The 26,563-nt window shown below is 72.9% G+C and carries 20 protein-coding genes and 1 pseudogene; 6 read left to right on the top strand and 15 right to left on the bottom strand.

Annotation, left to right across the window (positions count from 1 at the left end; translation table 11 throughout):
• Positions 1-1,164: a CapA family protein gene (locus tag AY578_RS30275; RefSeq protein WP_136238319.1), complete on the bottom strand. Its 1,164-nt coding sequence runs from the start codon at positions 1,162-1,164 to the stop codon at positions 1-3.
• Positions 1,165-1,375: 211 nt separating this feature from the next.
• On the opposite strand from AY578_RS30275, the gene AY578_RS30270 reads away from it, so the two are divergent.
• From AY578_RS30270 to AY578_RS30260, 3 genes are all read left to right on the top strand, one after another.
• On the top strand, positions 1,376-1,921 hold the full coding sequence (locus AY578_RS30270; RefSeq protein ID WP_019521373.1) for a sigma-70 family RNA polymerase sigma factor: 546 nt from the start codon (positions 1,376-1,378) through the stop codon (positions 1,919-1,921).
• A 134-nt stretch (positions 1,922-2,055) separates the two neighbouring features.
• A complete protein-coding gene (locus AY578_RS30265; protein ID WP_019521374.1) occupies positions 2,056-2,568 on the top strand; it encodes a hypothetical protein in 513 nt (170 codons plus the stop codon).
• 172 nt (positions 2,569-2,740) lie between these two features.
• On the top strand, positions 2,741-3,397 hold the full coding sequence (locus AY578_RS30260; RefSeq protein ID WP_028959061.1) for a zf-HC2 domain-containing protein: 657 nt from the start codon (positions 2,741-2,743) through the stop codon (positions 3,395-3,397).
• Positions 3,398-3,415: 18 nt separating this feature from the next.
• Here the strand turns inward: AY578_RS30260 and AY578_RS30255 are convergent, their stop codons facing one another.
• Together AY578_RS30255 and AY578_RS30250 are read right to left on the bottom strand one after the other, a co-directional pair.
• On the bottom strand, positions 3,416-4,279 hold the full coding sequence (locus AY578_RS30255) for an Fpg/Nei family DNA glycosylase (RefSeq protein ID WP_136238320.1): 864 nt from the start codon (positions 4,277-4,279) through the stop codon (positions 3,416-3,418).
• Positions 4,280-4,310: 31 nt separating this feature from the next.
• Positions 4,311-6,434 carry a SpoIIE family protein phosphatase gene (locus AY578_RS30250; protein WP_028959062.1) on the bottom strand — a complete coding sequence of 708 codons (2,124 nt, stop codon included), beginning with the start codon at positions 6,432-6,434 and terminating at the stop codon, positions 4,311-4,313.
• A 138-nt stretch (positions 6,435-6,572) separates the two neighbouring features.
• Here AY578_RS30250 and AY578_RS30245 point away from each other — a divergent pair, with 138 nt between their 5' ends.
• Positions 6,573-7,994: a lipase maturation factor family protein gene (locus AY578_RS30245; RefSeq protein WP_019521378.1), complete on the top strand. Its 1,422-nt coding sequence runs from the start codon at positions 6,573-6,575 to the stop codon at positions 7,992-7,994.
• 4 nt (positions 7,995-7,998) lie between these two features.
• Here AY578_RS30245 and AY578_RS30240 read toward each other — a convergent pair whose 3' ends face one another.
• The 3 genes from AY578_RS30240 to AY578_RS30230 all read right to left on the bottom strand — a co-directional run bounded on the left by AY578_RS30240 (position 7,999) and on the right by AY578_RS30230 (position 12,687).
• Positions 7,999-8,991, bottom strand: a complete 993-nt coding sequence (locus AY578_RS30240) for an aldo/keto reductase (RefSeq protein ID WP_019521379.1) — start codon at positions 8,989-8,991, stop codon at positions 7,999-8,001.
• Between the two features lie 114 nt (positions 8,992-9,105).
• The gene (locus AY578_RS30235; protein ID WP_136238322.1) at positions 9,106-12,126 is read right to left on the bottom strand and encodes an alpha-mannosidase; all 3,021 of its coding nucleotides are present in this window, start codon (positions 12,124-12,126) and stop codon (positions 9,106-9,108) included.
• 129 nt (positions 12,127-12,255) lie between these two features.
• Positions 12,256-12,687, bottom strand: coding sequence for a DUF3291 domain-containing protein (locus AY578_RS30230; RefSeq protein ID WP_019521381.1), 432 nt, complete (start codon positions 12,685-12,687; stop codon positions 12,256-12,258).
• Between the two features lie 323 nt (positions 12,688-13,010).
• On the opposite strand from AY578_RS30230, the gene AY578_RS30225 reads away from it, so the two are divergent.
• Positions 13,011-13,406: a VOC family protein gene (locus AY578_RS30225; protein WP_136238323.1), complete on the top strand. Its 396-nt coding sequence runs from the start codon at positions 13,011-13,013 to the stop codon at positions 13,404-13,406.
• Between the two features lie 12 nt (positions 13,407-13,418).
• On the opposite strand, the gene AY578_RS30220 is transcribed toward AY578_RS30225, so the two are convergent.
• The 8 genes and pseudogenes from AY578_RS30220 to AY578_RS30185 form a co-directional block, all read right to left on the bottom strand.
• On the bottom strand, positions 13,419-13,898 hold the full coding sequence (locus AY578_RS30220; protein ID WP_337663102.1) for a GNAT family N-acetyltransferase: 480 nt from the start codon (positions 13,896-13,898) through the stop codon (positions 13,419-13,421).
• Between the two features lie 52 nt (positions 13,899-13,950).
• Entirely contained in the window at positions 13,951-14,124 is a 174-nt protein-coding gene (locus tag AY578_RS30215) for a hypothetical protein (RefSeq protein ID WP_019521384.1), read from the bottom strand.
• A gap of 403 nt (positions 14,125-14,527) precedes the next feature.
• Positions 14,528-16,021, bottom strand: coding sequence for an SDR family NAD(P)-dependent oxidoreductase (locus AY578_RS30210; RefSeq protein ID WP_019521385.1), 1,494 nt, complete (start codon positions 16,019-16,021; stop codon positions 14,528-14,530).
• Positions 16,022-16,125: 104 nt separating this feature from the next.
• Complete coding sequence (locus AY578_RS30205) at positions 16,126-17,556, bottom strand: wax ester/triacylglycerol synthase family O-acyltransferase (protein WP_258906421.1); 1,431 nt, start codon at positions 17,554-17,556, stop codon at positions 16,126-16,128.
• Positions 17,557-17,808: 252 nt separating this feature from the next.
• On the bottom strand, positions 17,809-20,427 hold the full coding sequence (locus AY578_RS30200) for a PA14 domain-containing protein (protein ID WP_258906419.1): 2,619 nt from the start codon (positions 20,425-20,427) through the stop codon (positions 17,809-17,811).
• 192 nt (positions 20,428-20,619) lie between these two features.
• Positions 20,620-21,840 carry a glucose-1-phosphate adenylyltransferase gene (gene glgC, locus AY578_RS30195; protein WP_026243299.1) on the bottom strand — a complete coding sequence of 407 codons (1,221 nt, stop codon included), beginning with the start codon at positions 21,838-21,840 and terminating at the stop codon, positions 20,620-20,622.
• Positions 21,841-21,891: 51 nt separating this feature from the next.
• Positions 21,892-23,043 carry a glycogen synthase gene (gene glgA, locus AY578_RS30190; RefSeq protein ID WP_161108789.1) on the bottom strand — a complete coding sequence of 384 codons (1,152 nt, stop codon included), beginning with the start codon at positions 23,041-23,043 and terminating at the stop codon, positions 21,892-21,894.
• A 37-nt stretch (positions 23,044-23,080) separates the two neighbouring features.
• Positions 23,081-23,816 (bottom strand): annotated as a pseudogene (locus tag AY578_RS30185) ((2Fe-2S)-binding protein).
• A 228-nt stretch (positions 23,817-24,044) separates the two neighbouring features.
• On the opposite strand from AY578_RS30185, the gene AY578_RS30180 reads away from it, so the two are divergent.
• Positions 24,045-25,157, top strand: a complete 1,113-nt coding sequence (locus tag AY578_RS30180; RefSeq protein WP_028959068.1) for a DMT family transporter — start codon at positions 24,045-24,047, stop codon at positions 25,155-25,157.
• 28 nt (positions 25,158-25,185) lie between these two features.
• Here the strand turns inward: AY578_RS30180 and AY578_RS30175 are convergent, their stop codons facing one another.
• Complete coding sequence (locus AY578_RS30175; RefSeq protein ID WP_258906415.1) at positions 25,186-26,451, bottom strand: transglycosylase family protein; 1,266 nt, start codon at positions 26,449-26,451, stop codon at positions 25,186-25,188.
• Positions 26,452-26,563 lie beyond the last annotated feature (112 nt).

The raw sequence follows: 26,563 nt of genomic DNA, 5'->3' as shown, positions 1-26,563 counted from the left end.
TCAGCCCTCCCCGCCCGCCGTCACGAGCCCGTCCTTCGCCGCGCCCCTGCTGAACACCACGTCGCGGATGCGGTCGCGGACGCCCTGCAGTTCGGCGCCCTGGGCGATGGCCGCGTCGAGGTCGACGACCCGGCCGGCGTCGACGTCGTACAGCTGGGGCACGAACTCGGCGCGGGTGACCTCCCAGCGGGCGCCGGGGCGGGACGGCGGGGAGAAGGTGAAGCGGGCGACCGTGGACTGGTTGCCGCGCGGGTCGTTCACCCCGTCGTGGTTGGTCATCTCGCCGGCGATCTGGTCGCCCATCCCGTAGACCACCCAGGTGCCGTTGACCTTCTCGTACGCCTGCGGGACATGGGCGTGGGTGCCGAGGATCAGGTCGACGTCCGGGCGGTTCCCGCTCTTCGAGGCGGTGAGGGAACGGGCGAGGGAGAGCTGGAGGTCGTCGGGCGCGTCCTGCCACTCGGTGCCCCAGTGCAGGGAGACCACCACGACGTCCGCCCCGGCCTTGCGGGCGGCGCGGGCGCCGGCGACGATCCGCCGCTCGTCGATCAGGTTCACGGCCCAGGGCCGGTCCTGCGGCAGCGGGATGCCGTTGGTGTCGAAGGTGTAGGCGAGGTGCGCGACCCGGGCGCCGCCCGCGTCCAGCAGGGCCGGTGCGGCGGCCTCCTGCGCGGAGCGGGCCGAGCCGGCGTGGTGCAGGCCCGCACGGTCCAGGGCGTCGAGGGTGCGGCGGATGCCCTCCTCGCCGTCGTCCAGGGAGTGGTTGGAGGCGGTGGAGCAGCCGTCGTAGCCGGTGGCGGCGAGTCCGGCGGCCACCTCGGGCGGCGACCTGAAGAGGGGGTAGCCGCTGTAGTCGCCGTCGGCGCCGTAGACGGTCTCCATATGACACAACGCCAGGTCCGCTTCGGCGACTACAGGGCGGATGCCGGAAAGCATCGGCCCGAAGTCGTAGCCGGCGCCGCCCGCGTCGAACGCGGCCTGCTCGATGACGGAGGTGTGGGGCAGGACGTCGCCCGAGGCGACCAGGGTGAAGCCGCGGTGAGCCGTCGCCGAGGGGGCCGGACGACCCTGCGCCGGCGGTGTGTGGTCGCGGGCCTGGCAGGCGGCGCCCGCGGCGAGGACGGCCGTCAGGACGAGGGCCAGCTGTCTGCTGCGTGCGATCATCACGTCACCCCGCTGTGGTCGTATTTATGGATAAACAGGTAAGAAGCCACATTGCGGCGAACGGCGCTCCGACACGCTCATTAGGCCGTCCGGCGTGCGAGAACGGCCGTCCCGACCGTTCGTCGAACCGTTCGTCGACGCGATCGACCGTCCGCCGCACACTCCTGTGCGCGCCCTGTCCCCGGGCGGCGGGGTGCGTTGCCATACGGCCATGACGGCCGGAACGACACTCACGCACGGGACCACCGCCGAGCACGAGCTCGCCGCACTCCAGCGGGAGCACGGCCGGCCCCTCTTCGCGCTGCTGCTCCGGCTCTGCGACGGGGACCGGCAGCGCGCGGAGGACCTGGTCCAGGAGACGCTGGTACGCGCCTGGCAGCACCCCGAGGCCCTGCGCGCCGAGAACTTCGACTCCGTACGCCCCTGGCTGCTGACCGTGGCGCGGCGGCTCGCCATCGACGCGCGGCGGGCCCGGCAGGCCAGGCCCGCCGAGGTCGGGGACGCCGTGCTGGAGAACGCCCGGGTGATCTCCGACCACGCGGAACGGGCCGCCGCGACGCTCGACGTCCGGGAGGCTGTGAAGACTCTCACTCCGGAGCACCGTGAAGTCCTGGTGCTCGTGTACTTCCAGGGGGCGAGTGTGGCGGAAGCCGCGGCCGCCCTCGGAATCCCGCCCGGTACGGTGAAGTCCCGCGCGTACTACGCGCTGCGCGCCCTGCGCCGGGTGCTTCCGGGCTACGCCTCCGACATGCGGTGAAACCGGCCGTCGGGTCAAACCTCCGTAAAGCGCCTTGCCGTGGAACCCGGTTGGGGATCGGCTGTCCTCATCCGTGTTCCGGACCGGGGATCCGGGCTCGGGCGACGCGCACGCACCGGAGGAGGCAGGAAGGGATGCTGCACAGAGGTCGAGAGGGCACGGACGGCGACGGCGGACCCGCCGTCCCCATGGCCTGGTTCTACGCCGAGTACATCGCCGACGAACTGCTGCGCAGCGGCGACCTCATGCCGCCGACGTCCGTGGAGTTCCGGGCCGGCCGGGACGCGCTGGCGCTGACCGTCTTCCTGTCCGACACCGACGGCGAGCTGTCCGGCATCCGGGTCATCACCCAGCTGGAGACCTGGCTGTCGCTGACCGCCTACGACCAGCCGTGGCAGGAGTGGGTGCAGAAGCGGCTGGACGACCTGGCCACGGACGCCGCCGCGTCCGGCAGGGGCGTGCCGGGCCCGGACCTGGAGCTGGCCGTGGAGGCGTGGCGGTGGCTGCGGGAGACGGAGCTGCTGGCCCCTGACCTGAACGCGGTGCCGGGCGGAGGGGCGGCCGGCGAGGACGAGGGGCCGAAGGTGTGGACGCCGGCGTGGCAGCTCGGGCTGCCGCTCGGGCACCTCGCCATCCACCTCTTCTAGGGGCCGTTCCGGCCGTTTCGAGGTCCGCGGAAATTCGGACCAATCCGCGGGCCCGAGGTCTCCGAATCCTTAGGTCACGATTCGGTGCGCCGCTGAGTCATTCGGATGCCTGGTGCGTACCGGTGGGAGCAAGGAGTAACCCCACCCGCACCCAACGGCACGAGGATTCGGCATGAGGTCCCTGGAGAGGCATCGCGACGTCGGCGCCTACGCGCTCGGCGTGCTGGACGAGGCGGAGGCGTTCCGCTTCGAGGACCACCTCATGGAGTGCCCCAGCTGCGCCGTCCAGGTGACCGAGTTCGGCCCCGCGACACGCCAGTTGATGCTCTACCGCAACGCGACCCCCCGCACCGTACACCCGATGGCGCAGCCCTCGCCGCGGATGCTGGACCGCCTGCTCACCCAGGTGTCCGCCCGGCGGCGCGTCGGACGGCGCCGGATGCTGCTGGCGCTGGCCGCGTCCGTGGTGCTGGCGGTGTCCGCCCCGGCGGTGACGGTCCTGGCGCGGGGCGGCGACGGGCCGCGCCCGCTGACCGTGGAGGCCACCGACGAGCGGTCCGGGGTGTGGGCCGAGGTGAGGATCGAGGACCGCGACTGGGGCAGCAGCGTGGAGCTGCGGGTGAAGGACGCGGCGGGACCGCGCGACTGCGTCCTGGTGGGGATCGGCCACGACGGCTCCGAGAACGTCATGACGAACTGGGCCGTGCCCCGGCACGACGCCCGCCCCAACACCGTCCCGGGCGGCTCGGCGATGCGCTCCGACCAGTTCGAGCGGTACGAGGTGCGCTCCACGGAGGGCGAGACGCTGGTGGTGCTGCGGCCGCGCTGACACGCCCGCCGCGAGGGCTCATTTCAGCAGCCGGGACAGCCTCCGGTCGGCCAGCGGCTTGCCGCCCGTCTGGCAGGTGGGGCAGTACTGCAGCGAGGAGTCGCTGAACGACACCTCCCGGATGGTGTCCCCGCACACCGGGCAGGGCTCGCCGGTGCGGCCGTGCACCCGCAGGCCGGTCTTCTTCTCCGCCTTCAGCCGGCCCGCCGCCAGCCCGCGTGAGCGTTCGACGGCCTCGGTGAGGGTGGTGCGCAGCGCCTCGTACAGCCGGGCCGTCTCCTCCGGGGTGAGCAAGGAGGCCAGCTTGAACGGGGACATGCGGGCGGCGTGCAGGATCTCGTCGCTGTAGGCGTTGCCGACGCCCGCGATCAGGCTCTGGTCGCGCAGGGCGCCCTTGAGCCGGCGGCGCTCCCCGGAGAGCAGCTCCGCCAGGCGCGCCTCGTCGAAGCCGTCGGCGAGCGGGTCGGGGCCGAGCCGCGCGATCCCCGGGACCTGGGCCGGGTCGTCCACCACGTACACGGCGAGCCGTTTCTGGGTGCCGGCCTCCGTCAGGTCGAAGCCGGCGCCGGTCTCCAGGGCGACGCGCAGCGCCAGCGGACCCTTGCCGGGGCGGGGCACGCCGCTGGGCAGCGGGTCCTTCCAGTGCAGCCAGCCCGCGCGCGCCAGATGCGTGACGAGGTGGGGGCCGCCGTCCGTGGCCAGGGCGAGGAACTTGCCGTACCGACGCACGGCGGTGACCTCGCGGCCCTCGACGGCGGTGAGCGGCGGGTCGTAGGTCTTCAGGACGCTGATCGCCACGGGCAGCGCCCGGACGATCTCGTGGCCGGTCAGGTGCTCGGTGAGGAAGTCCTTGAGCGCCTCGACCTCGGGGAGTTCCGGCATGCGTCAAGGGTGCCACCCGCGGCGCGCGTCCTCAGCCCGTGCCGGGAGTCTTCCCTCCGGCCGGCTCCGGGTCCTTGGCGACCACGAACTCGCTCCACACGCACTTGCCGCCGCCGCGCGCCTCCACGCCCCACAGGTCGGTGAGCGTCTCCACCAGCAGCAGGCCCCGGCCGGAGACGCCGCCCTCCCCGGCCTCCCGGCGGCGCGGCAGGGCGCTGGAGGAGTCCTCGACCTCCACGCGCAGCCGCCGCTCGGCGCCGTCGAGCACCCGCAGGGTGACCTCCGCGGACCCCTCGGTGTGCATCAGCACGTTGGTGATCATCTCGTCGGCGACCAGTTCGATCTCGTCGGCCCGGTCCCGGGCGCCCCACGCGGCGGCCGCGGTGCGGATCATGCGCCGGGTGTCGGACAGCGCCTCCGGGTCGCCGGGCGGCACCAGCTGCTTGAGCCGGCCGCCGGAGCGGGGGCCCTCCGGTTCGCGGCGGCGCAGCAGGAGCAGTGCCACGTCGTCGTCGCCGCCGCGCTCGTCGGCCACGTCGATCAGCCGGTCGGCCAGGTCGCGTACGTCGTCGGGGCCTACGGCGATCAGCGCGGCGAGGGTCTCCACGCCGTCGTCGAGGTCCGCGCCGGGCTGCTCGACCAGGCCGTCGGTGCACAGCACCAGCGTCTCGCCCGGCTCCAGTTCGATCCGCCCCACCGGGTAGTCGAGGCCGCCGAACTCGGCGGACAGGCCGAGCGGCAGCCCGCCGGGGACGGGCACCCGGCGGCAGGAGCCGTCGACGCGGCGCACCATCGGGTCGATGTGCCCGGCGCGGACCGCCTGGATGACGCCGGTGGCCAGGTCGACCTCGGCGTACAGGCAGGTCGCGGAGCGGTCGGTGTCGAGTTCGTGCAGGAAGACGGAGGCGCGGGCCATGACGGTGGAGGGCGGGTGGCCCTCGGCGGCGTAGGCGCGCAGCACGATGCGGAGCTGGCCCATGACGGCGGCGGCGTGCGTGTCGTGTCCCTGGACGTCGCCGATGACGGCGCCGACCCTGCTGCCGACGGGGAGCGGGATCAGGTCGTACCAGTCGCCGCCGATGTCCCGGCCGAAGGCGCCGCCGAAGGAGGCCGCGCGGTAGCGGACCGCGAGGTCGGCGCCGGGCACGCTGGGGATGGTGCGGGGCAGCATGGCCTGCTGGAGCCCCTGGGCGAGGTCCATCTCCTGCTCGTAGAACATCGCCCGCTGCAGGCTCTGGGAGATGCTGCTGCCGAGCGCGACCAGGATGTTGCGCTCCTCGGCGGTGAAGCCGCGCCGGTCGCTGTAGAGCAGGCCCATCGCGCCGATCGGGCGGGCCTGCACGATGAGCGGCAGATAGGCGGCCGAGGTGATGTTCAGCCCGGTGATGCCCCGCCACAGCTCCGGGTAGCGCTCGGCGAACTCCTCCGGGGACTCGATGAAGCGGGGGCTGAGGGTGCGGACCGCCTCGCTCATCGGGTAGCGCTCGTCGATGCCGGTGAGTTCGGTGCCGGGCACGAAGCTGCCCGCGGGTCCTTCCGCGATGAGCCGGATGCGGCCGGCCTCGACCAGTCCCATCACCAGACTGGTCGCGCCCAGGTGGGTGAGACCGTGGGTGTCCTTGAGGACGTCGATGACGTCCTGCACGGTGCGGGCGTGGGCGAGCGCGGCGGTGGTCAGCTGGACCACGTTGGTCTGCTGGCGGCGGAGGTCCTCCTGGAGGGTCTGGTCGCGCCGGTCGCCGCTCTCGCGCAGCTCCTGGGTGGCGTCACGGACGATGCCGATGATGCGGTGGGGCCGGCCGGTGCTGTCCCGCCGGATGTAGCCCTGGGTGTGGGTCCAGCGCAGGGAGCCGTCGCGACGGCGGATGCGGAAGTAGGCGCCGTAGTTCTCCTGGCCGGAGTTGAGGGCGCGGGCCACCACGGCGTCCAGCCGCCGCGCCTCCCCGGGCGGGACGCGGATGGCGAGGGTCTCCGGCCGGTCGTCGTACTCGTCTGGGCGCACGTCGAAGATCTCGTGCGCCTGGGCGTCCATCTGCATCACCCCGGCGTCCAGGTCCCAGTCGAAACTCCCCATGCGGTTGAGCGCCAGGATCGGATCCGGGTGTTCCGGCCAGTCGTCCGGGAGAGACACGGGGCTCGCTCCCCGATCAGCCATGGGGCCACCTTGCCAGGAATCGGGTGATTCTTCGACCGCTGGGTCACCTGGGAGCACGGGTATCCGGAGGCGCCGGGTGGTACACGGAAAGTCACAGGCAGTAGGGCGGCACGGAGCGGCCGGACGGAAGGTGCGGGTGTGGAGTGGTTCGGCGCGACCGAGTACTGGACGAGCCGGCTGGTGTTCCAGAAGGGGCTGGCCGCGCTGTACCTGGTCGCGTTCCTGGCCGCGGCGCTGCAGTTCCGCGCGCTGATCGGGGAGCGGGGCATGCTGCCGGTGCCGCGCTTCGTGGCGCGGGTGCCGGTGCGCCGCTCCCCCAGCCTGTTCCACCTGCACTACTCGGACCGCTTCTTCGCCGGGTGCGCGTGGGCGGGGTGCGCGGTGGCGGCGGCGCTGCTCGCGGGGGTGGACGCGCTGGTGCCGCTGTGGGCGGCGATGCTGCTGTGGCTGGTGCCGTGGGGCCTGTATCTGTCGATCGTGAACGTGGGGCAGACCTGGTACGCGTTCGGCTGGGAGTCGCTGCTGCTGGAGGTGGGGTTCCTCGGGGTGTTCCTCGGCAACGACGAGGTGGCGCCGCCCGTCGTGGTGCTGTTCCTGCTGCGGTGGGTGCTGTTCCGGGTGGAGTTCGGCGCCGGGCTGATCAAGGTGCGCGGCGACGAGTGCTGGCGCCGCCTCACCTGTCTGTACTTCCATCACGAGACCCAGCCGATGCCGGGCCCGCTGAGCTGGTTCTTCCACCACCTCCCGAAGCCGCTGCACCGGGCCGAGGCGGCGGCGAACCATATGACGCAGCTGGTGGTGCCGTTCCTGCTGTTCGCGCCGCAGCCGGTCGCGTCGGCGGCGGCCGCGCTGATGATCGTCACCCAGCTGTGGCTGGTGCTGTCCGGGAACTTCGCCTGGCTGAACTGGATCACGATCGTGCTGGCGCTCCCCGCCGTGGCCTGGCCGTCCGATCCGCCGCCGGTGGACGACGCCCCGCTCTGGTACGTGGTGGTCGTGCTCGCGGTGTCCGCGCTGCTGCTCGCGCTGAGTCACGCGCCGGTGCGGAACATGCTCTCGCGGCGCCAGGTGATGAACCGGTCCTTCGACCCGCTGCACCTGGTGAACACCTACGGGGCGTTCGGCACCGTGGGCCGGGTGCGGCACGAGGTGGTGCTGGAGGGCACGGCGGACGAGGTGCCCCGGGAGGACTCCGACTGGCGGGAGTACGAGTTCAAGGGCAAGCCGGGCGACCCGAAGCGCTGGCCGCGCCAGTACGCCCCGTACCACCTGCGGCTGGACTGGCTGATGTGGTTCGCCGCGCTGTCCCCCGCTTACGCGAGCCCCTGGTTCGGGGGCCTGGTGGAGCGGCTGCTCGAGAACGACCCCGACACCCTCCGCCTGCTCCGCCGCTCCCCCTTCCCCGCGGACGCCCCGCCCCGCCACATCCGCGCCCGTCTGTTCCGCTACCGCTTCACCACCTGGCGGGAACTGCGCGAGACGGGCGCCTGCTGGGAGCGGACGTACGTCCGCGAGTTCCTGCCGCCGACCCGGCTGGCGGGGAGCGCGCGGAAGTCCTAGACGTTCACAGCAGGCCGGTCGCGCGCAGTTCCTCCCACAGGGCGTCCGGTACGGGTTCCTCGAAGCGGTCGGCGCAGTCGTCGACCTCGGCGGCCGAGCGGGCGCCGACCAGCACGCCGGCGACCGCCGGGTGGGCTGCGCAGTGGGCCAGGGCGGCGGCGCGCAGCGAGGTGCCGTGCCGCGCGGCGGCCTCCTTGATGCGCAGGGCGCGCTCCAGGAGGGCGGCGGGGGCGGCCGCGTAGTCGTAGGTGGCGCCGGGGCGGGGGTCGGCCAGCAGGCCGGAGTTGAAGGCGCCGCCGACTACGACGGACACCCCGCGCTCCAGCGCGGCGGGCAGCAGCCCGGCGGCGGCGCCGTGGTCGAGCAGGGTGTGGCGGCCCGCGCACAGCACCACGTCGACGTCGGTGTCGCGGACGAAGCGGGTGAGCATCGCCGTCTGGTTCATGCCGGCGCCGATCGCCCCGACGACGCCCTCGGAGCGGAGCCGTTCGAGCGCCGGGTAGGCCTCGCGGAAGGCCTGTTCCTCGTGGTCGTCGGGGTCATGGAGGTAGACGACGTCCACGCGGTCCAGGCCGAGGCGGTCCAGGCTCTCCTCCAGGGAGCGGCGGACGCCGTCGGCGCTGAAGTCCCAGACGCGCCGGTGGGTGGCGGGCACGGCGAATCCATGGGCGAGGTCGTCGCCGCCCGTGCCGGACGGTTCGAGCAGGCGGCCCACCTTGGTGGACACCGTGTACGTGTCGCGGGGCAGCTCCCGCAGGACGGCGCCCAGGCGGCGTTCGCCGAGACCGAGGCCGTAGTGCGGGGCGGTGTCGAAGTAGCGGACGCCCCGCCGCAGCGCGGCCCGCACCGCCTCGTACGCCTGCTCCTCGGTGACCGAGGTGTAGAGGCCGGCGATGCCCGCGGTGCCGAGGGCGAGCGGGGTGATCTCCACACCGCTGCGGCCGAGTCGTCGGCGGACCGGCTCGGACGGGCCCGCCGGGGCTCCGGGGTCGCTCATACCGGGCTGCTCCTTGTCATGATCACGGACGGGGCGCGGCCGAGCATACGGGACCCGCGGCCGCGCGCCCCGCCGTCCTGCGGCGGCTACGGCGGCCGGGGCCCCGCCGCCCGGTCACGCCCGCTTCAGCCGCAGCGTCCTCAGCTCGAAGGGCCGCAGCCGTACGGCGATCCGCCCGCCGTCGACGGCGGGCGGGGCCGTGTCCGCGAGGGGGCGTTCCAGCAGGTCGGTCACCTCCACGCCGGCGACCGGGAAGCCGGCCGTGAGCGTGGCGTCGGCGCGGGCGCCGTGCGCCTCGTGGAAGCGGACCACCACGTCGCCGCTGCCGTCGTCGGCGAGCTTGACCGCCGTGACCACCACGGAGTCCCGGTCGGCGGTCACCAGCGGCGCCACCTCGCCAGCCCCGTCGAGGCGCCGCTCGGGCAGGTTGATCCGCCAGCCCTCGCGCACCGCGTCCCCGACGGTCGCGCCGGGCACCAGGGCGTGCCGGAAGCGGTGGACGCCCTGGTCGGTCTCGGGGTCGGGGAAGCGGGGGGCGCGTAGCAGGGAGACGCGGACCGTGGTGGTCGTGCCGCCGTCGCCGTCGGTGCGCACCGCGCGCGTCACGTCGTGGCCGTAGGTGCCGTCGTTGACGACCGCGACGCCCCAGTCGGGTTCCTGGAGGTGGACGAAGCGGTGGTTGCACGCCTCGAACTTGGCGGCCTCCCAGGAGGTGTTGGTGTGGGTGGGCCGGAAGTAGTGCCCGAACTGCGTCTCGGAGGCGTAGCGGTCGGCGTGCAGGTCGAGGGGGAAGGCGAGCTTGAGGAACTTCTCCGTCTCGTGCCAGTCGACCTCGGTGTCCACCACCAGCCGCTTCTCCCCCGGCGGCAGGGACAGCACCTGGGTGACGCGGGAGTCGCCGAAGGTGCGGACGATCCGCACCGAGGCGCCGTCGTCGCCGGGGGTGACCTCGTCCGCGTCGGTGAGGTCGGCGACGGTGTTGCGGTAGAACTCGTCGACGTCCCAGGCGTCCCACATGTTCGGCAGGTCCTGGTGCAGCTGGAGCAGGTTGCCGGTGCGGCCGGGGGCGATGGTCTCGCGGCCGGCGGCGAGGTCCACGGCGGAGTCGACCAGGCCGCGCGCGTCGACGCCGATCCGCAGCAGGCCGTTGTCGAGGACGTGTCCGCCGTCGGGGCGCTCCGCGCGCGTGGTGCGTCCGGACACCTCGGCCGGGCGCGCGCCGCCCGCCGGGACGCCGGCGCGGGTGTGCGGGGCCGCGTTGAAGACCAGCCGCACACCGCCCTCGCCGGCCAGGGCGCGCTGGGCGGCGTCGATGATCGCGTTCAGCTCGTCGGCGACTCGGGCGTAGGTGGCGCGGGCCTCGCGGTGCACCCAGGCGATGGAGGAGCCGGGCAGGATGTCGTGGAACTGGTGCAGCAGCACCGTCTTCCAGATCCGGTCCAGGTCGGCGTACGGGTAGGGGAAGCCGGTGCGCACGGCGGCCGTGGCCGCCCACAGCTCGGCCTCCCGCAGCAGGTGCTCGCTGCGCCGGTTGCCCTGTTTGGTGCCGGCCTGGCTGGTGAGGGTGGCGCGGTGCAGTTCGAGGTACAGCTCGCCGACCCAGACGGGCGGTTCGGGGTTCTCCGCCTCGGCCTTGGCGAAGAAGGCGGACGGGGTTTCCCAGGTGACCTTGGCCGAGCCTTCGAGGTCGCGCAGCCGGGCGGCCTTGGCGACCATCTCGCGGGTGGTGCCGCCGCCGCCGTCGCCCCAGCCGGTGGGCGCGAGGGAGTGCCGGGCGGTCCCCTTGTCCTTGAAGTTGCGGACGGCGTGGGCGATCTCGGCGCCGCGCATCGAGCAGTTGTAGGTGTCGACGGGCGGGAAGTGGGTGAAGATCCGGGTGCCGTCGATGCCCTCCCAGCGGAAGGTGTGGTGCGGGAAGCTGTTGGTGCGGGACCAGGAGATCTTCTGCGTGAGCAGGTACGTGGAGCCCGCGGCCTTGATGATCTGCGGGAGTCCGGCGGCGAAGCCGAAGGTGTCCGGCAGCCAGACCTCGTCGTTCTCGACGCCGAACTCGTCGAGGAAGAACCGCTTCCCGTGCACGAACTGCCGGGCCATGGCCTCGGAGCCGGGCATGTTGGTGTCGGACTCCACCCACATGCCGCCGGCCGGCACGAACCGGCCGTCCGCCACGGCCTTCTTCACCCGCGCCCACACCTCGGGCCGGTGCTCCTTCACCCACGCCCACTGCTGGGCCTGCGACATGGCGAAGACGAAGTCGGGCTCGTCGTCGAGGAGGGCGGTCATGTTGGCGGCGGTGCGGGCGACCTTGCGCACCGTCTCGCGCAGCGGCCACAGCCAGGCCGAGTCGATGTGCGCGTGCCCGACGGCGCTGATGCGGTGCGCGGACGGCGCGGCCGGCGCGGCGAGTACGTCGGTGAGGCGTGAACGGGCCCGCTCGGCGGTGCCGTTGACGTCCTGGAGGTCGAGCGCGTCCAGGGCGCGCTCGACGGCGCGGAGGATCTCCCAGCGGCGGGGCGAGTCGACGGGCAGCTCGGCCATCAGCTCGCCGAGCACCTCGAGGTCGGTGACCAGGTGCCACACGGTCTCGTCGAGGACGGCGAGGTCCATGCGGGTCAGGGTGTACTGCGGGTCGCTGCCCGCGGTCGCCAGGTCGCCGAGCGAGGTGGGCCGGAAGGGGCGGTAGTCCATGATGACGGGGTTGGAGGCGGCCTCGACGTGCAGGCGCACCTCCTCGCCGCCCTGGACGGGAGCGCCGATCCGCACCCACTGGTTGCGGGGGTTGAGGCCCTTCACGGGGGTGCCGTCGGGGCGGTAGACCAGCCCTTCGCACTGGAAGCCGGGCATGTTCTCGTCGAAGCCGAGGTCGAGGATCGCCTCGACGGTGCGGCCGGCCCACTCCTGGGGGACAGTGCCGGTCACCCGGAACCAGCTGGTGCCCCAGGGCGCGCCCCAGCGGGAGCCCACGGCGATCGGCTCGACGTCGGCGGCCAGTCCCTCCGCGACCGGGACCGGTTCCCCCGGCGCGTGCCACACCGCCACCTTCAAGGGCACGGCCTCGGGGTACACGGCGGGTCGGACGCGCTCGTCGAGGACCCGCCTCAGACGGGCTTCGACCAGGGTGCGGTCGTCATGCATGCGGCGCTCCATGGTTGTGGCCGGTTCGCTGCCCTACGGAACCCCGCCCGCGAGACGGGACCCCCGGGTACAACTCCCCTCCCACACCCCCCTCGAACCGCCTCCCGCATCAGCCCGCGTACGGGCAGGTCAGCGGGCATCGGACGCTGTGCCGCGGCCCTCGGCGTCGGCACGGGCCTGCTCCTCGAGACGGCGCTCGGCCTCCGCCCAGTCGATGGGCAGCGCCGCGGCGGGGACCTCCCAGAAGGTGAAGGTGGACGTACGCATGGTGTCCCGCAGGCCGGTCATGACGCTCTTGTGCGGCTCGGTGCGGGCGTAGGTGTAGAGGGCTTCGCGGCTCTCCCACGCGGACAGGGTGAGGAAGGTCCGGCGCAGTGGTCTGGCCACCAGGGACGCGCCGAGCGCCCCGGGCGCCTGCCTGACCTGCCCCCAGGCGGCGAGGGACTGCCGGAAGAACCGGGGCACGTCCTTCAGCGACCGCACCTCGAAGCGGGAGGCCATGACGAAGGCGTGCGTGTCGGGCCGGGCCGGGTTGGGTGTGACCCAGGGAAGAGTGGGCACGGTGGTCTCGCCTCCATGGTTGGGTAGTGGCACTATCCATGCTAGGCGATGTCGCTCCTTCGCACCACGCATTCGCGCGCACGGCCCCTTGCCCAGGGGCGCCAACCGACCCTCCGGCGAACCCCGTTGCCCCGCCCCGCACCCACGAACCAATGTCGGACGCGTGACTGCCGGGTCGGCCGTAGGCCTTACGCAGAGGGTGTTCCCGGCTCCGGAGTGAGTCCGGGGCGGGCGCGTGCGCCTCCGTCGTCGGTCGTTCCTTCCGCCCGCCGTGCTTCCGCCGGCGGGGATCGACGATCCGACTTCTGAGACGAGGGACGACCATGTCCGCAGCACCGCACATCGAGTTGAACCACACCGCCGTCCACGCCCGTGACCGCAGACGCTCCGCCGAGTTCCTGGCCGGGGTCCTGGGTCTGGAGGTGGGGGCGCCGTTCGGGCCGTTCCTGCCGGTCGACCTGGGCAACGGCGTGACCCTTGACTACTACGAGAAGCGCGACGAGCCGGTGCAGTCCCAGCACTACGCGTTCCTGGTGCCCGAGGAGGTGTTCGACGGCATGATCGCGCGCCTGGAGGAGGCGGGGGTGACGTACTACGCCGACCCGCGGCACACCCAGCCGGGGCGGGTGAACGGCCTGTTCGGCGGCAAGGGCGCGTACTTCGAGGACCCGGACGGCCACAACATGGAGATCATGACCCGGCCATACGTACGGCCCTGAGCGCGCCCGAGGTCAGAGCGGCCGGTACATGATGTGCAGCCCCACCCGGCCGTGCCGGGGGTGGTCGAAGGCGTCCGGGACCGTGCCCAGGACGGTGAAGCCGAGCGAACTCCACAGCCGCACCGCGGGGTTGGTATCGACGACGGCGTTGAACACCATGCCCCGGTACCCGGCGTCACGCGCCTCGGCCAGCACATGCTCGGCCAGCAGCCGTCCGATGCCCCGGCCCGCCCGGTCGGGGTCGACCATGAAGCCCGCGTTGGCGATGCGGGCGGCGGGGCCGCCGAAGTTGGGGGTGAGATAGGCGGACGCCACGACGGTCCCGTCGTCCTCGACGACGTACACCCGTTTCGCGGGGCTCATCCACAGGGCCCGGGCGTCCTCCTCGGAGGTGCCCGGGTCCCAGGTGTAGGTCTCGCCCGCCGCGACGATGCGGTGCCAGAACGGCCAGATGCGCGGCCAGTCGTCGGGGCTCGCTTCCCTGATCAGCATGGTTGCGAGTCTGGCACGCCCGGTGCGGGCGGGGGTGCGGGGGTGACGCGCGTCAGTCGACGCTGGGGAGGATGTGCGGCTCCGCGAGGTCCTCCTCGTACCCGGCGAGGCGGATGGGGGCCGAGCGGGCCCACACGTCGAGGCTTCCCAGTTTCTCCGGCCGGCGGCCGGGACGCTCCGTGCGTTCGTCGGGGCGCTGTTCGAGTTTCGTCTGCTCCGGTGTCACCGCGCACTCCTTATGTGTCGGTCACCCTCAGGACGTACCGTGCCGGCCCTGCGGCCGGCGCCCGGTGCCCGAGCGGGTCTGTGTCCAATGCCGTTCGGACGCGGTGGCGCCGGTCGTACGAGGGAGAGCGGGCCATGGTGAACCGGCAGTCCCATGACGGATCGTGGGTGCGGGTAGAACCCTTGCTGCTGCTGTCCGTCCGACCCAGATTAACCAAATGAGCGGCCCCCTGCTCGATGGGGCTGCAAACTGGCTGTAACAATCACATGACGGATCGCCCATCATCGGGTGCTATGTCCGAGCATGTCGTGATGGAATGCACACCGCAACTCACTCGAACGGAGTACGCGCGTCCTGAAGTACCGGACAAGTCCGGACAGCCGGGCATCAGTACCGCCGCGGGTCACCAGCGGCCGGGCGCGTAGTCCTTCAGGAAGACGCCGTACAGGTCCTCGCCCGCCTCGCCGCGCACGATCGGGTCGTAGACGCGGGCCGCGCCGTCGACCAGGTCGAGCGGGGCGTGGAAGCCCTCCTCGGCGAGGCGCAGCTTGTCGAAGTGCGGGCGCTCGTCGGTGATCCAGCCGGTGTCGACCGAGGTCATGAGGATCTTGTCGGAGTCGAACATCTCCTGGGCGCTGGTCCGCGTCACCATGTTCATGGCCGCCTTGGCCGCGTTGGTGTTGGGGTGCCCCGCGCCCTTGTAGCCGCGGGCGAACACGCCCTCCATCGCGGACACGTTGACCACGTAGGCGCGGTTCGAGGACGAGCGGCGGGCCGCCTCGGCCATGGACGGGCGCAACTTGCTGATCAGGATGAACGGCGCCGTGTAGTTGCAGAGCTGGGTCTCGAGGAGCTCCACCGGGGAGATCTGCTCGATGGTCTGCACCCAGGTGTTGGAGTCCACGACGTCCGGCAGCAGGCCGCCCGCGTCGATGGCGGTGCCGTCCCGGTGCCGCTCCACGCTGGCGTTGCCGGCGACCAGGGCGAGGTCGGCCACGGCCTGTGCGTCCAGGTTGCTGGTCCCGGCGGGCAGCGCGGTCAGACCGTCCACCGCACCGGAGTTGAACGCGCCGATGACGTGGTGGGCCGGAAGCTCGCCGGCCGGCAGCGGGGCGCTCTCGCCCTCGACGAGCGCGGCGTAGGCGGAGGGCAGGCGGCGCACCGTCTGGGTGGCGTTGTTGATCAGGATGTCCAGCGGGCCCTGCTCGGCGACCTGGTCGGCGAGCGCCACGACCTGGCCGGGGTCGCGCAGGTCGATGCCGACGACCTCCAGGCGGTGCATCCAGTCCCCGGAGTCGTCCATCGCCTTGAAGCGGCGGATGGCGTCCTTCGGGAAGCGCGTGGTGATCGTGGTGTGGGCGCCGTCCCGCAGCAGCCGCAGCGCGATGTACATGCCGATCTTGGCGCGGCCGCCGGTGAGCAGCGCCCGCTTGCCGCTGAGGTCGGCGCGGGCCTCGCGGCGGGCCCGGTTCTCGTCGGCGCACCTCGGGCAGAGCTGGTGGTAGAAGTAGTCGACCTCGACGTACCGCGTCTTGCAGACGTAGCAGGAGCGGGGACGCTGGAGTATCCCCGCGATCCGGCCCGGTTCGACGCGGGAGGAGGGCAGGATGCCCTCGGTCTCGTCGTCGATGCGCTCGGCGGAGCCGGTGGCGGTGGCCTCGGTGACCGCCTTGTCGTGGGCGGTCTTGGCGGCCCGGCGCTCCTGGCGGCGGCGCTGCTTGACCGTGCGGTAGATGTGCGAGGTGGCCCGGCGCACCTTGACCGCGTCCGGGTGGTCCACGTCGAGCTTGTCGAGCTCCTCGAGCACGCTCAGGCAGACGGCCAGCCGCTCCGGGTCGATGCCCGGCCCGTACGCCACCTCGTCCGTGGTCCCGGGGCCGTCCTGTGTCACCGTCATCGCCGCTGCCGTTCCCGCTTCGGTTCTCGCGGCGCTCCGTTCGCGTCCGCTGTCGAACGGGGGATTTTACGGAGCGCCGGGCCGCAGCACCAAACCGCTCGCGCTCAGTGATCGCAGGCCACGGTGAGTGCCGTCACCTCCTCCGTCACCGCGCGGGCGAGCAGGCCGAGGTCCTCGACGGCCGCGCCGTCGGCGACCAGCCCGTAGTGGACGCGTCCCCGGTAGGTGGAGACGGCGACCGCGAGGGAGTGGCCGGGGGCGAGCGGCGCGAGCGGGAAGACGGCGCCGAGCGGGTCGCCGCCGAGGCGCAGGCCGAAGCCGGGCAGCGGCACGCTGGTGACCAGGACGTCGAACCAGAGCCGGGCCGCCTGCCCGAGCAGCGGACCGCCGAGCCGGTGGCCGAGCGGCGGCACGTGCTCGGCGAGCAGCGCCACCGCGCCCGCGCCGCGGTGCGGGCCCGCCTCCTTGTTGCGGTCCATGGCGGTGCGGACCCGGGTCAGCCGGGTGACCGGGTCCTTCTCGTCGACCGGGAGCCGTATCAAGTACCCGGAGAGCCGGTTGCCCTGCGGGTGGGCGGTGCGGGGGCGGCGCCGGGAGACGGGGACGAGGGCGCGCGGGGCGACGCCGTCGCTGCCGTCACCGCGCTCGTCGAGCCAGCGGCGCAGCGCGCCCGCGACGACCGCGATGAGGACGTCGTTGACGGTGCCGCCGGCGCTCTTGCGGATGCGGTGCACGTCGTCGAGGTCGACGACCACGCCGGCGGTGCGGCGGGTGCCGCTGGGCGCGCAGGTGAGGGCGGGCGAGGAGCGCATGTCGAGGGTGGACCGGGCGACGGCGGCGCCGATGTCCAGGGCCCGGCCGGCCCCGGCGAGGGCGTCGCGCACCATGCCCGGCACCTCGCGGACGTCCGGGACGACCCCGCGGGCCGGCTCGGCGGCGGGCCGCGGCCGTGGCGTCGGCAGGTCCGTCGGGTCCATCAGCGCGGCGGCGAGGGTGAGGGCGCGCAGTCCGTCGGCGAGGGCGTGGTGGAACTTGAACAGGACGGCGAACCTGGCCCCGCCCTCCTCCGGCAGCACGTGCGCCTCCCACGGCGGACGGGTGCGCTCCAGGGGGCGTCCCATGAGGTCGCCCGCGGCGGCGTGGAAGTCGGCGACCGGTTCGTGCAGCCGGACATGGTCGAGGGGGTCGAAGCCGGGGTCGGGCTCGCGGGCGGCGCCGCCGAAGGCGAGCGATCCGCGGACGACGGAGGTGAGCGGGCGGCCCAGCGCGGCCGTGAGGGGTTCGCCGGTGGCGGGCCAGGAGCGGCGCAGCGCGGAGAGCGAGCGCCGCAGTCCGAGGGGCTGCCAGGTGTCGCGGATGCGCATGCGCAGCCCGGGCACGGCGGCGGACCGGGCGGCGAGCAGGTCCGCGGCGTGGGCGGCCGCGGAGGGCGAGCCGGCCGTGAAGACGCCGAGCGCCGCGAGGTGCATGGGGTGGCCGGCGGACTCGAGGTTCCAGAACGCCAGGTCGAGGGGGGCGAGCGGGTCTGCGGTCATGGGCGGGGGCCTCGCATCGACGACGGGAACGGATCAGCAGTCAATCGCTCCCGGCCGATTACGGTCAAGTACGATCTGGCTACCCATAGTTAACAGCATGTGACGTCTCCGCCCCTTCCGCTGCTACGGCGAAAGGGGCGAAAGACGTCGTGTCGTGCGGGGCCGGCGGGGCTCCCGGCCGTCCGGCGGGGTGACGGACGCCACCCGGACGCCTGCCGCCCGGACGGGCGGGGGTCCCCGCTCAGCGGGCCGTCACTCCGTGGCCGGGCAGCCCGCGGGCCGGGCCCGGGAGGCGTCCCGGATCAGGTCCCGCTGCGCGGCCCGCACCCGCTCCACGTCGGGCTTCATCACCCGCCGGTCGTAGGTGAGCAGACCGTTCAGCTCGCCCTCCACGTCGGAGATCTGGGTGTAGACGGCGCCGTTGCCGCCCCGGCACGCCAGCGCCCGCACCTCGTCGAGCTTGGTGAGGTAGTCGTCGGTGTAGGTCGCCGGGTCGACGTCGACGTACGACTGCTGCACGGGCCAGGCGTGGCCCGGCACCGCAAGGCCGAGGCCGCCGTACTCGCCGCTGACCAGGGCACGTTCGCCGTCCGGCCGGGGCGGCAGGGCGGGGCTCGGGTAGCCGTGCTCGTCCATGATGTCGCCGGTGCCGCCGTCGGCGCCCAGGTTGAGTCCGGACTGGTTGTTCACCAGCCGGCTCGGGTCCCAGGACTTGGCCTGCGCGGCGATCCGGCCGACGTCGTACTGGCCCCAGCCCTCGTTGAAGGTGACCCACATGACGACGGACGGGCTGCTGATGTGCTCGTCGATCATCTCCTTCATCTCGCGCTCGTAGCGGGCGCGGGCCTCGGCGTCCGGGGTGCGGGCGTCCCGCATGGCGGGCATGTCCTGCCACACGAGCAGTCCGAGGCGGTCGGCCCAGTAGAACCAGCGGTCGGGTTCGACCTTGATGTGCTTGCGGACCGAGTTGAAGCCGAGCCGCTTGTGGGCCTTGAGGTCGTAGGCGAGGGCCTCGTCGGTGGGCGCGGTGTGCAGACCGTCGGGCCAGAAGCCTTGGTCGAGGGTGGCCATCAGGAAGACGGGCTTGCCGTTGAGGACCGTGCGCGGCACCCCGTCGATCTTCTCGACGGCGATGGAGCGCATGCCGAAGTAGCTGTTCACGCGGTCGTCGCCGACGCCGACCTTCAGGTCGTACAGGAAGGGGTCGTCCGGCGACCACAGGTGCGGCTTCCTGATCTTCAGCGTGAGCGGCTGTCCGGTGCGGCCGGTGGCGGTGGCGACCTTGCGCCGTCCGTCGTACGCGGTGGCTGTCACCGGCAGACCGTCGCGGACGCCCTTCGCCTCGACGGTGAGGCGTTCGCCGGCGACGTCGGGGATCAGCTTGAGGGAGTCGACGTGGTCGCGGGCGACGGGCTCCATCCAGACCGTCTGCCAGATGCCGGAGCTGGGCGTGTACCAGATGCCGCTCGGGTCGAGCCGCTGCTTGCCCATCGGCGGGTTCTCGCCGTCGGCGGCGTCGGTCGGGTCGTAGACGCCGACGATCAGCTCCTGCGGGCCGCTCCGCCTGAGCGCGTCGGTGACGTCGACGGAGAACTTGTCGTAGCCGCCCTCGTGCGCGGTGACCTTGGTGCCGTTGACGTAGACCTCGGCGCGCCAGTCGACCGCCTGGAAGTTGAGGCGCAGCCGCTTGCCGGAGCCGATGTGCCAGTCGCGCGGGACGGTGAAGGTGCGGCGGTACCACATGCGGTCCTCGTGCCGCTGGATCCCGGAGAGCTGGGACTCCACCGGGTACGGCACCAGGATGCGTTCCTTCAGCGTGCGGCCCACGGGCGGGCGCTCGTCCTCCTCGGCGGCGGCGAACTGCCAGCGGCCGTTGAGGTTGCGCCACTCGGAGCGGGTGAGCTGGGGGCGCGGGTACTCGGGGTGGGCGTTGCCCGGACCCACCTCGTCGGCCCACGGGGTGCGCAGCTCGTGGGTGGAGCGGTTGGGGCCGCTGCTGAGGAAGGCGTCCACGGGGTCGCCGTCGGTGGCCTTCAGGCCGCCCTGGCCGTCGTACTGGATGTCGGCGGTGCCGCGGGCGGTGCCGGTCTTGTTGCCGACGACCGGTTCGGCGAGGGTGACGAGCAGCGCCCTCGGGTCGTCCGGGTCGGGTTTCGCCGAGGTGAGCGGCCACGGGGCGCCGCCGATCACCGCGTTGACGTGGTCGGTGAATCCGGCGGGCGGTGCGGCGAGCGGCTTGGGGAAGTCCAGCTTGAGCGTGCGTCCGGAGGCGAGGACGGTGGCGGCGAGGGCGCCGTCGTAGTCGAAGCCGTCCGGGAGGCGGAACGCCGACCGGGGCACCGCTTCCTTGGCGCCGCCGGGCGGGGTCCAGCGCAGGTGGAAGTTCGAGCCGCCGTAGTGCTCGAAGTACTCGACCTTGATGTCGTGGGCGCGGCCGGCGGTGAGCCGGACCGGCTCGGAGGTCTGTTCCTTGTCCCAGTCGTCGATCCAGTGGTCGATGACGAGGGCGCCGTCGACCCACAGCCGGAAGCCGTTGTCGGAGCTGACCGAGAAGGTGTGGGCGCCGGTGGTCTCCGGCACGATCTTGCCGGTCCAGCGGACGCTGACGTCGTCGGCCTGGCCGGTGGTGAGACTCAGGCGCGGTTCCAGGTTGTCGAAGTCGAGCTGCGGGTCGAAGGCGACGGCCTTGAGTTCGTGGAAGTCGAAGGCGCCGGGGGCGGAGTGGGTCCAGTACTCGCCCTTCAGCCCGTGGATCTCCACGGGGTCGTCCTCGGCGGCGGCCGAGGCGGGCCCGGTCGCGGTGAGTCCGGTGACGCCCAGCGCGGTGGCCAGGAGGAGGGCGAAGCGGTTCCTGAGTCGTCTGATGCGCACGGATCCTCCGTCGGTGAGGAAGTGACGGCTCTTCGCTGTTCAGGTGTCGCATGTCCTGTTCTGTGCGTTGTCAGTCCCGTACAACGTTGTCAAAGAACAGCACTTGGCATAACAGCACGGATTCCGCCATGAGTCCAGGGACATGACAAAGACCCCGGTCGTCACGCGCGACCGGGGCCTCGTCGAGAACCGCTACGGCACCAACTGCCCCTTCCCGAGGGCGATCACGCCCCCCTTGGAGACGGTGTACAGCTCCGCGTCCCGCTCCGGGTTGACGCCGATCGTCGCGCCCGGCGGCACCTCGACGTTCTTGTCCAGCACCGCCCCGCGCACCACCGCGCCCCGCCCGATGTGCACGTTGTCGTGCAGCACCGATCCCTGCACCACCGCACCCGGGTCGACCACCACCCCCGGCGACAGCACGGACCGCGTCACCTGGCCCCGGATCAGACAGCCGGCGCTGATGATGGACTCGCCGGCGATGCCGCCCGCGTTGAACCGGGCCGGCGACAGCTGCCCGGAGTGGGTGTAGACGGGCCACTGACGGTTGTAGAGGTTGAACGCGGGGCGCTCGGCGATCAGGTCCATGTGCGCGTCGTAGTACGCGTCGAGCGTGCCGACGTCCCGCCAGTAGCCCTGGTCGCGGCTGGTCTCCCCCGGCACGTGGTTGGTGCTGAAGTCGTACAGGTGTGCCTCGCCCCGCTCGGTGAGCTGCGGCAGGATCGAACCGCCCATGTCGTGCACCGAGTTCTCGTCCTCGGCGTCCCGCTGGAGGGCCTCGACGAGCGCCTTGGTGGTGAAGATGTAGTTGCCCATGGAGGCGAACACGCTGTCGGGGTCGTCGGCGAGGCCGGGCGGGTCGGCCGGCTTCTCCAGGAAGCGCTCCACGGTGAGCCCGTCGGAGCCCGGGGTGATCACGCCGAACGAGGACGACTCCGTGCGCGGCACCCTGATCCCGGCCACGGTGACGCCGGCGCCGCTCTCGATGTGCTGGCTGAGCATCTGGCGCGGGTCCATGCGGTACACGTGGTCGGCGCCGAACACCGCCACGTACTCCGGGCGCTCGTCGTAGATCAGGTTCAGCGACTGGAGGATCGCGTCGGCGCTGCCCAGGTACCAGCGGGGGCCGAGCCGCTGCTGGGCGGGGACCGGGGTGACGTAGTTGCCGAGCAGGCTGGACATCCGCCAGGTGGTGGTGATGTGCCGGTCCAGCGAGTGCGACTTGTACTGCGTGAGCACGCAGATCCGCAGGATGTCGCCGTTCACCAGGTTGGACAGCACGAAGTCGACGAGGCGGTACGTGCCGCCGAAGGTGACCGCCGGTTTGGCGCGGTCCGCCGTGAGGGGCATCAGGCGCTTGCCCTCGCCGCCCGCCAGCACGATTCCCAGGACCGCCGGACCACCACGACGCATGGCCGCTCCCCTCACGCCGAGTTTTCCCATGACTGCCCCGGACGGGCCGGGCTAAGCCTGCCGGAGGATCTCCTCGTAGAGTCCGGCCGTGCGGCGGGCCACCGCGTCCCAGCCGAACTCGGTGACCGCGCGCTCCCTGCCCGCCTCGCCCATGGCCCGCGCGGTGTCCGGGGCGCCGAGCACCGCGTCCAGCGACCGGGTGAGCCCCGCCTCGAAGTCGTCGTCCACGTCCACCAGCAGCCCGGTCCTGCCGTGGTCCACGACCTCCGGGATGCCTCCGACGCGGGAGGCGACCACGGCGGTGCCGCACGCCATCGCCTCCAGGTTGACGATGCCGAGCGGCTCGTACACCGACGGGCAGGCGAACACCGTCGCGTGCGTCAGCAGCTGGATCACCTCGGGCCGGGGCAGCATCTGCGGGATCCAGTGCACGCCGTCGCGGACCCGGCTCAGCTCCTCGTACAGCTCACGGAACTCCCGGTCGATCTCCGGGGTGTCCGGTGCGCCCGCGCACAGCACCACCTGCGCGGCCGGGTCGATGCCGCGCGCCGCCCGCAGCAGATGCGGCACGCCGTTCTGCCGGGTGATCCGGCCGACGAACAGCACGTACGGCCGGGTGCGGTCGAGTCCGATCCGGTCCAGGGCGTCGGTGCCGGGGTCGGGGCGGTAGAGGGAGGTGTCGATGCCGTTGTGGACGACGTGCACCCTGGCCGGGTCGAGGGCCGGGTAACAGTCCAGGATGTCGTCGCGCATGGCGCCGGACACGGCGATCACCGCGTCGGCGGCCTCGTAGGCGGTGCGCTCCGCCCAGCTGGAGAGGGCGTACCCGCCGCCGAGCTGCTCGGCCTTCCAGGGGCGCAGCGGCTCCAGGGAGTGCGCGGTCACCACGTGCGGGATCCCGTACAGGAGCTTGGCGAGGTGGCCGCCGAGGTTGGCGTACCAGGTGTGGGAGTGGACCAGTTCGCGGCCTTCGAGGGCGGCGGCCATGGCGAGGTCGGTCGAGAAGGTGCGCAGGGCGTCGTTGGCGCCGTCGAGCGCGGACCAGGAGCGGTGGCGCAGCACGCCGTCGGCGCGGCCCTCGCCCCAGCAGTGCACCTCCAGGTCCACCAGGGACCGCAGTTCCCGGGCCAGGAACTCCACATGGACCCCCGCGCCGCCGTAGACGTCCGGGGGGTACTCCCGGGTCAGCAGTCCCACTCGCACCCTGAACCCCCTGTCTGCGCGGACGTCCCTCCCATCGTCACGCAGTCGGGGCGCTCGGGGAAGAGCGGGGCGGACGTACGAAGCAGCAGTCGCCGCAGACGCCTCCGCCGGGGACGCGGTAGTAGAGGCAGCAGCTGCGGCGGCGGAAGCCCGTGGCGGTGAGGCCGCCCGCGCCGGAGAGGCCGGGGTGGGCGAGGAGTTCGCGGGCCAGGCGGGCGGCGCGGGCGGCGCGTCGGGCGGGCGTGGCGGGTGATCTCGCGGGCGGCCGCGGCGAGGGCGGAGGCGGCGTTGCCGCGCAGGAGGGCGGGCGCGACACGGTGGCGGGCGCGGAGGGCGGCGGAGAGGGGTTCGAGGTGGCCGTGCAGGACGACGTCGGCGAGGGTCGCCGCGTCACCGGGAAGCGGGCGGACCTTGGGGAGGTGAAGGTCGTCGGGGGCGCTGCTCTCGGGGTTCCAGTGCAGCGTGTCAGGGGCGAGGTCGGGGACTTCCCCGTGGAGGGCGGCGCAGCCGAGGGCGATGGACCACAGGCGCGCGGCGAGACCCTGATGCGCGACGGAGGCGGCGACGCGGGGCTCTTGGGTGCGGAGTGCGGCGGCGACGCGGCGCACGCGGACGGTCAGCGGGTCGGTCGCGGCGGCGTGTTGAACGTCGGGGCGGCGAGGGCCGTATGCCTGGGCGAGCGTAGGCAGGTGACGGTCGGCGTCCTCCCCCGCGCGCAGGGCGAAGAAGCCACCGAGGGCAGGGAGGGCGGTGAGGCGCGGGTCGAGGTCCACGACGTACAGGAGTACCAAGTCCCTCAGGAGTGGTTGTCAGGGGCCTCGGCCTCATGGCGCCCACCCAGGGGATGACAGGGGCGTCCCCGTACTCCATCGGCAGTAGGACGCATTGGGTGCTCAGGGACGACGACGGGGAACACCCTGACGCGGCAAGGTGTTGGTCATGGAAGCCGACCGTTCGCCGCGCCGGGCAGATCGCCCCCGCCTCACGCAGAGGAGCAGCCGATGAGCGCCCTCGCGTTGTCCGTGCTCCTCTCGTTCGTGTCCGCCGTGGCGTACGCCGGGGGCGCGATCGTGCAGGAGCAGGTGGCGCTCTCCTCGACCGGCGCGCGGCAGTACGCTCCGCTGCGCCGGCCGGCCTGGTGGGCCGCGGTCGCGCTGAACGGTCTGGGCGCGCTTCTTCACGTGGTGGCGCTGGCCTACGGCCCGCTGAGCCTGGTCCAGCCGCTGGGCGCCCTCACGATCGTGTTCGCGCTGCCGATGGCCGCGCTGTTCGTCGGCCGCAAGGCCGGCGCGACCGCCTGGCGGGGCGCCCTCATGGCGACGGCGGGTCTCGCGGGTCTGCTGGCGCTGGTCGGCGCGTCGGGCGCGCGGTCGCTGGACGGCCCGCAGCGGGTCGCGGCGGCCGTGGTGACGGCGGCGGCGGTCGTGGCGCTGCTGGTCGCGGCGCGCGCGGTGCACCGGCACCCGGCGGTGCGCAGCATCCTGCTGGCGACGGCCGCCGGAGTCGCGTTCGGCATGTCCTCGGTCTTCACCAAGACGGTCGCGGTGGACTGGACGGGCGGGGTGTCGGCGGGCGACCTGCCGTCCCTCGCGGTGATCGGCGTGCTGGCGACGACGGGCATGCTGCTGTCCCAGGCCTCCTACAAGGGCGCGGGCCTCGCGGCCCCGCTGGCGACGCTCACCGTGGTGAACCCGGTGGTGGCGGCGGCGGTCGGCATCACGATGTTCGGCGAGACGATCCGGTACGGCGCGACGGGCACGGCGCTGGCGCTGAGCTGCGGGGTGGTGGCGGCGGGCGGTCTGATCCTGCTGACGACGGAGCGGCTGGCGCGGGAGGAGGCTGTCCGGGCGGTGCCCGTTCCGGTGGTTGCGGGGCGGGAGGTTCGGGACGCCGAGGATGCCGCCGCCGAGCTGCTGCTCGCGGAACTGAAGGTGCCGGAGGACGTGACGCTGCCGGAGGTCGTCACGTCGCCGGTCACCGTGCCCGCGGCGGCCGCCGGGCCGGACGCGGTGGACCCGTCGGCGGTGCCGGTCATGCCGTACGCGTCCTTCTACGGCGGCCCGTACGTGCCGCTGCCGGCGGGCGACCGGCACCTCGCGCGCGTCAGATCGTGACCGCCGGCTCAGACCGTGACCGTGCGCGTCAGATGTTGACGCCGCCGGCGCGCAGGTAGGCGAGTGGGTCGACGTCCGACCCGAATCCGGGCCCCGTCCGCACCTCGAAGTGCAGATGCGGGCCCGAACTGTTGCCCGTGGAGCCTGACCGCCCGATGCGCTGGCCCGCGCCGACGGACTGGCCGTTCTTCACGGAGATCGCGGACAGATGGGCGTACTGGCTGTACCGGCCGTCGGGGTGCCGCACCACGACCTGGTAGCCGAACGACCCCTCCCAGCCCGCGGCGACGACGGTGCCGGCGCCGACCGACTTCACGGGCGTGCCGGTGGGGACGGGGAAGTCCACGCCGGTGTGGTAGCCCTTCGACCAGGAGGACCCGGCCTTGTGGTACGGCGTGCCGAGGCCGGCGCTGACGGGGGCGACGCGCTTGGCGCCGTTGGAGGAGGACGAGGCCGAACCGGAGCGGTCGGCGCGCTCCTGGGTCCGCTTCTCGGTCTTCTTGTTCTGGGCGTTCTTGTTGCTCTCGGCCTTCTTGTCGTTCTCCGCCTTCTTGCTGTTCTCGGGCTTGGGGGCGGCGGTCTTCTTGCCGGACGGTTGCGGCGAGGGAGCGGAGGGCTTGGCCGTACGGCTCGATGCGGTGCTTCCGCCGGTGAGCTTGAGGCGCTGGCCCGGGAGGATGAGGTCGGGGTCGGCGCCGATGGTGGATCTGTTGGCCTCGTAGAGCCCCTGCCAGCCGCCGCGGACGTGCTCCTGCTCGGCGATGCCGGAGAGGGTGTCGCCGCGGACCACGGTGTACATCTCGGCGCGGCCGGCGCGGGCCTGGGGGGTGGTGTCCGGGCGGACGTCCTCGACGGAGGTGCGGCGGTCGTCGCCCCGGGTCCGCTCGGCGGCGGGGCGGATGTCCGGGTCGGCGCCGTCGCGGGTGAGTCCGGCGCGTACCGAGCAGGTCGGCCAGGCGCCGGGGCCCTGTCCGTCGAGGACCTTTTCGGCTACGGCGATCTGCTGGTCCTTGGTGGCCAGATCCGCTCGGGGCGCGTACCGGGTGCCGCCGAACGCCTCCCAGGTGGACTGGCTGAACTGCAGTCCCCCGTAGTAGCCGTTGCCGGTGTTGATGTCCCAGTTGTCGGTCGACTCGCAGGCGGCGACCTTCTCCCAGGTGTCCACGTCGGCGGCCTGCGCCGTTCCGGTGCCCATGAGCGGGAGGGCCATGCCCGCGCCGCCGGCGGTGACGGTGAGCGAGGCCCGGTTGATCCTGTTCGGCTGATACCGGCGGTGCCGGCCGCGCACGGCCATGGAATCCCCCTCGACAATGCGTCAGGAGGGGCAAAAGTAAGCGCTGCGAACAGGCCGTGACAAGGCGGCTATCGGCCGCACAGATGCGCCAAATGGCGTGGATGATACGTCC

The sequence above is a fragment of the Streptomyces thermocarboxydus genome, from assembly GCF_024760485.1.
GTDB classification, from domain to species: domain Bacteria; phylum Actinomycetota; class Actinomycetes; order Streptomycetales; family Streptomycetaceae; genus Streptomyces; species Streptomyces cellulosae.
Note: the sequence above shows the minus strand (reverse complement) of the source record. Positions and strands in the feature narration are given on the sequence as shown.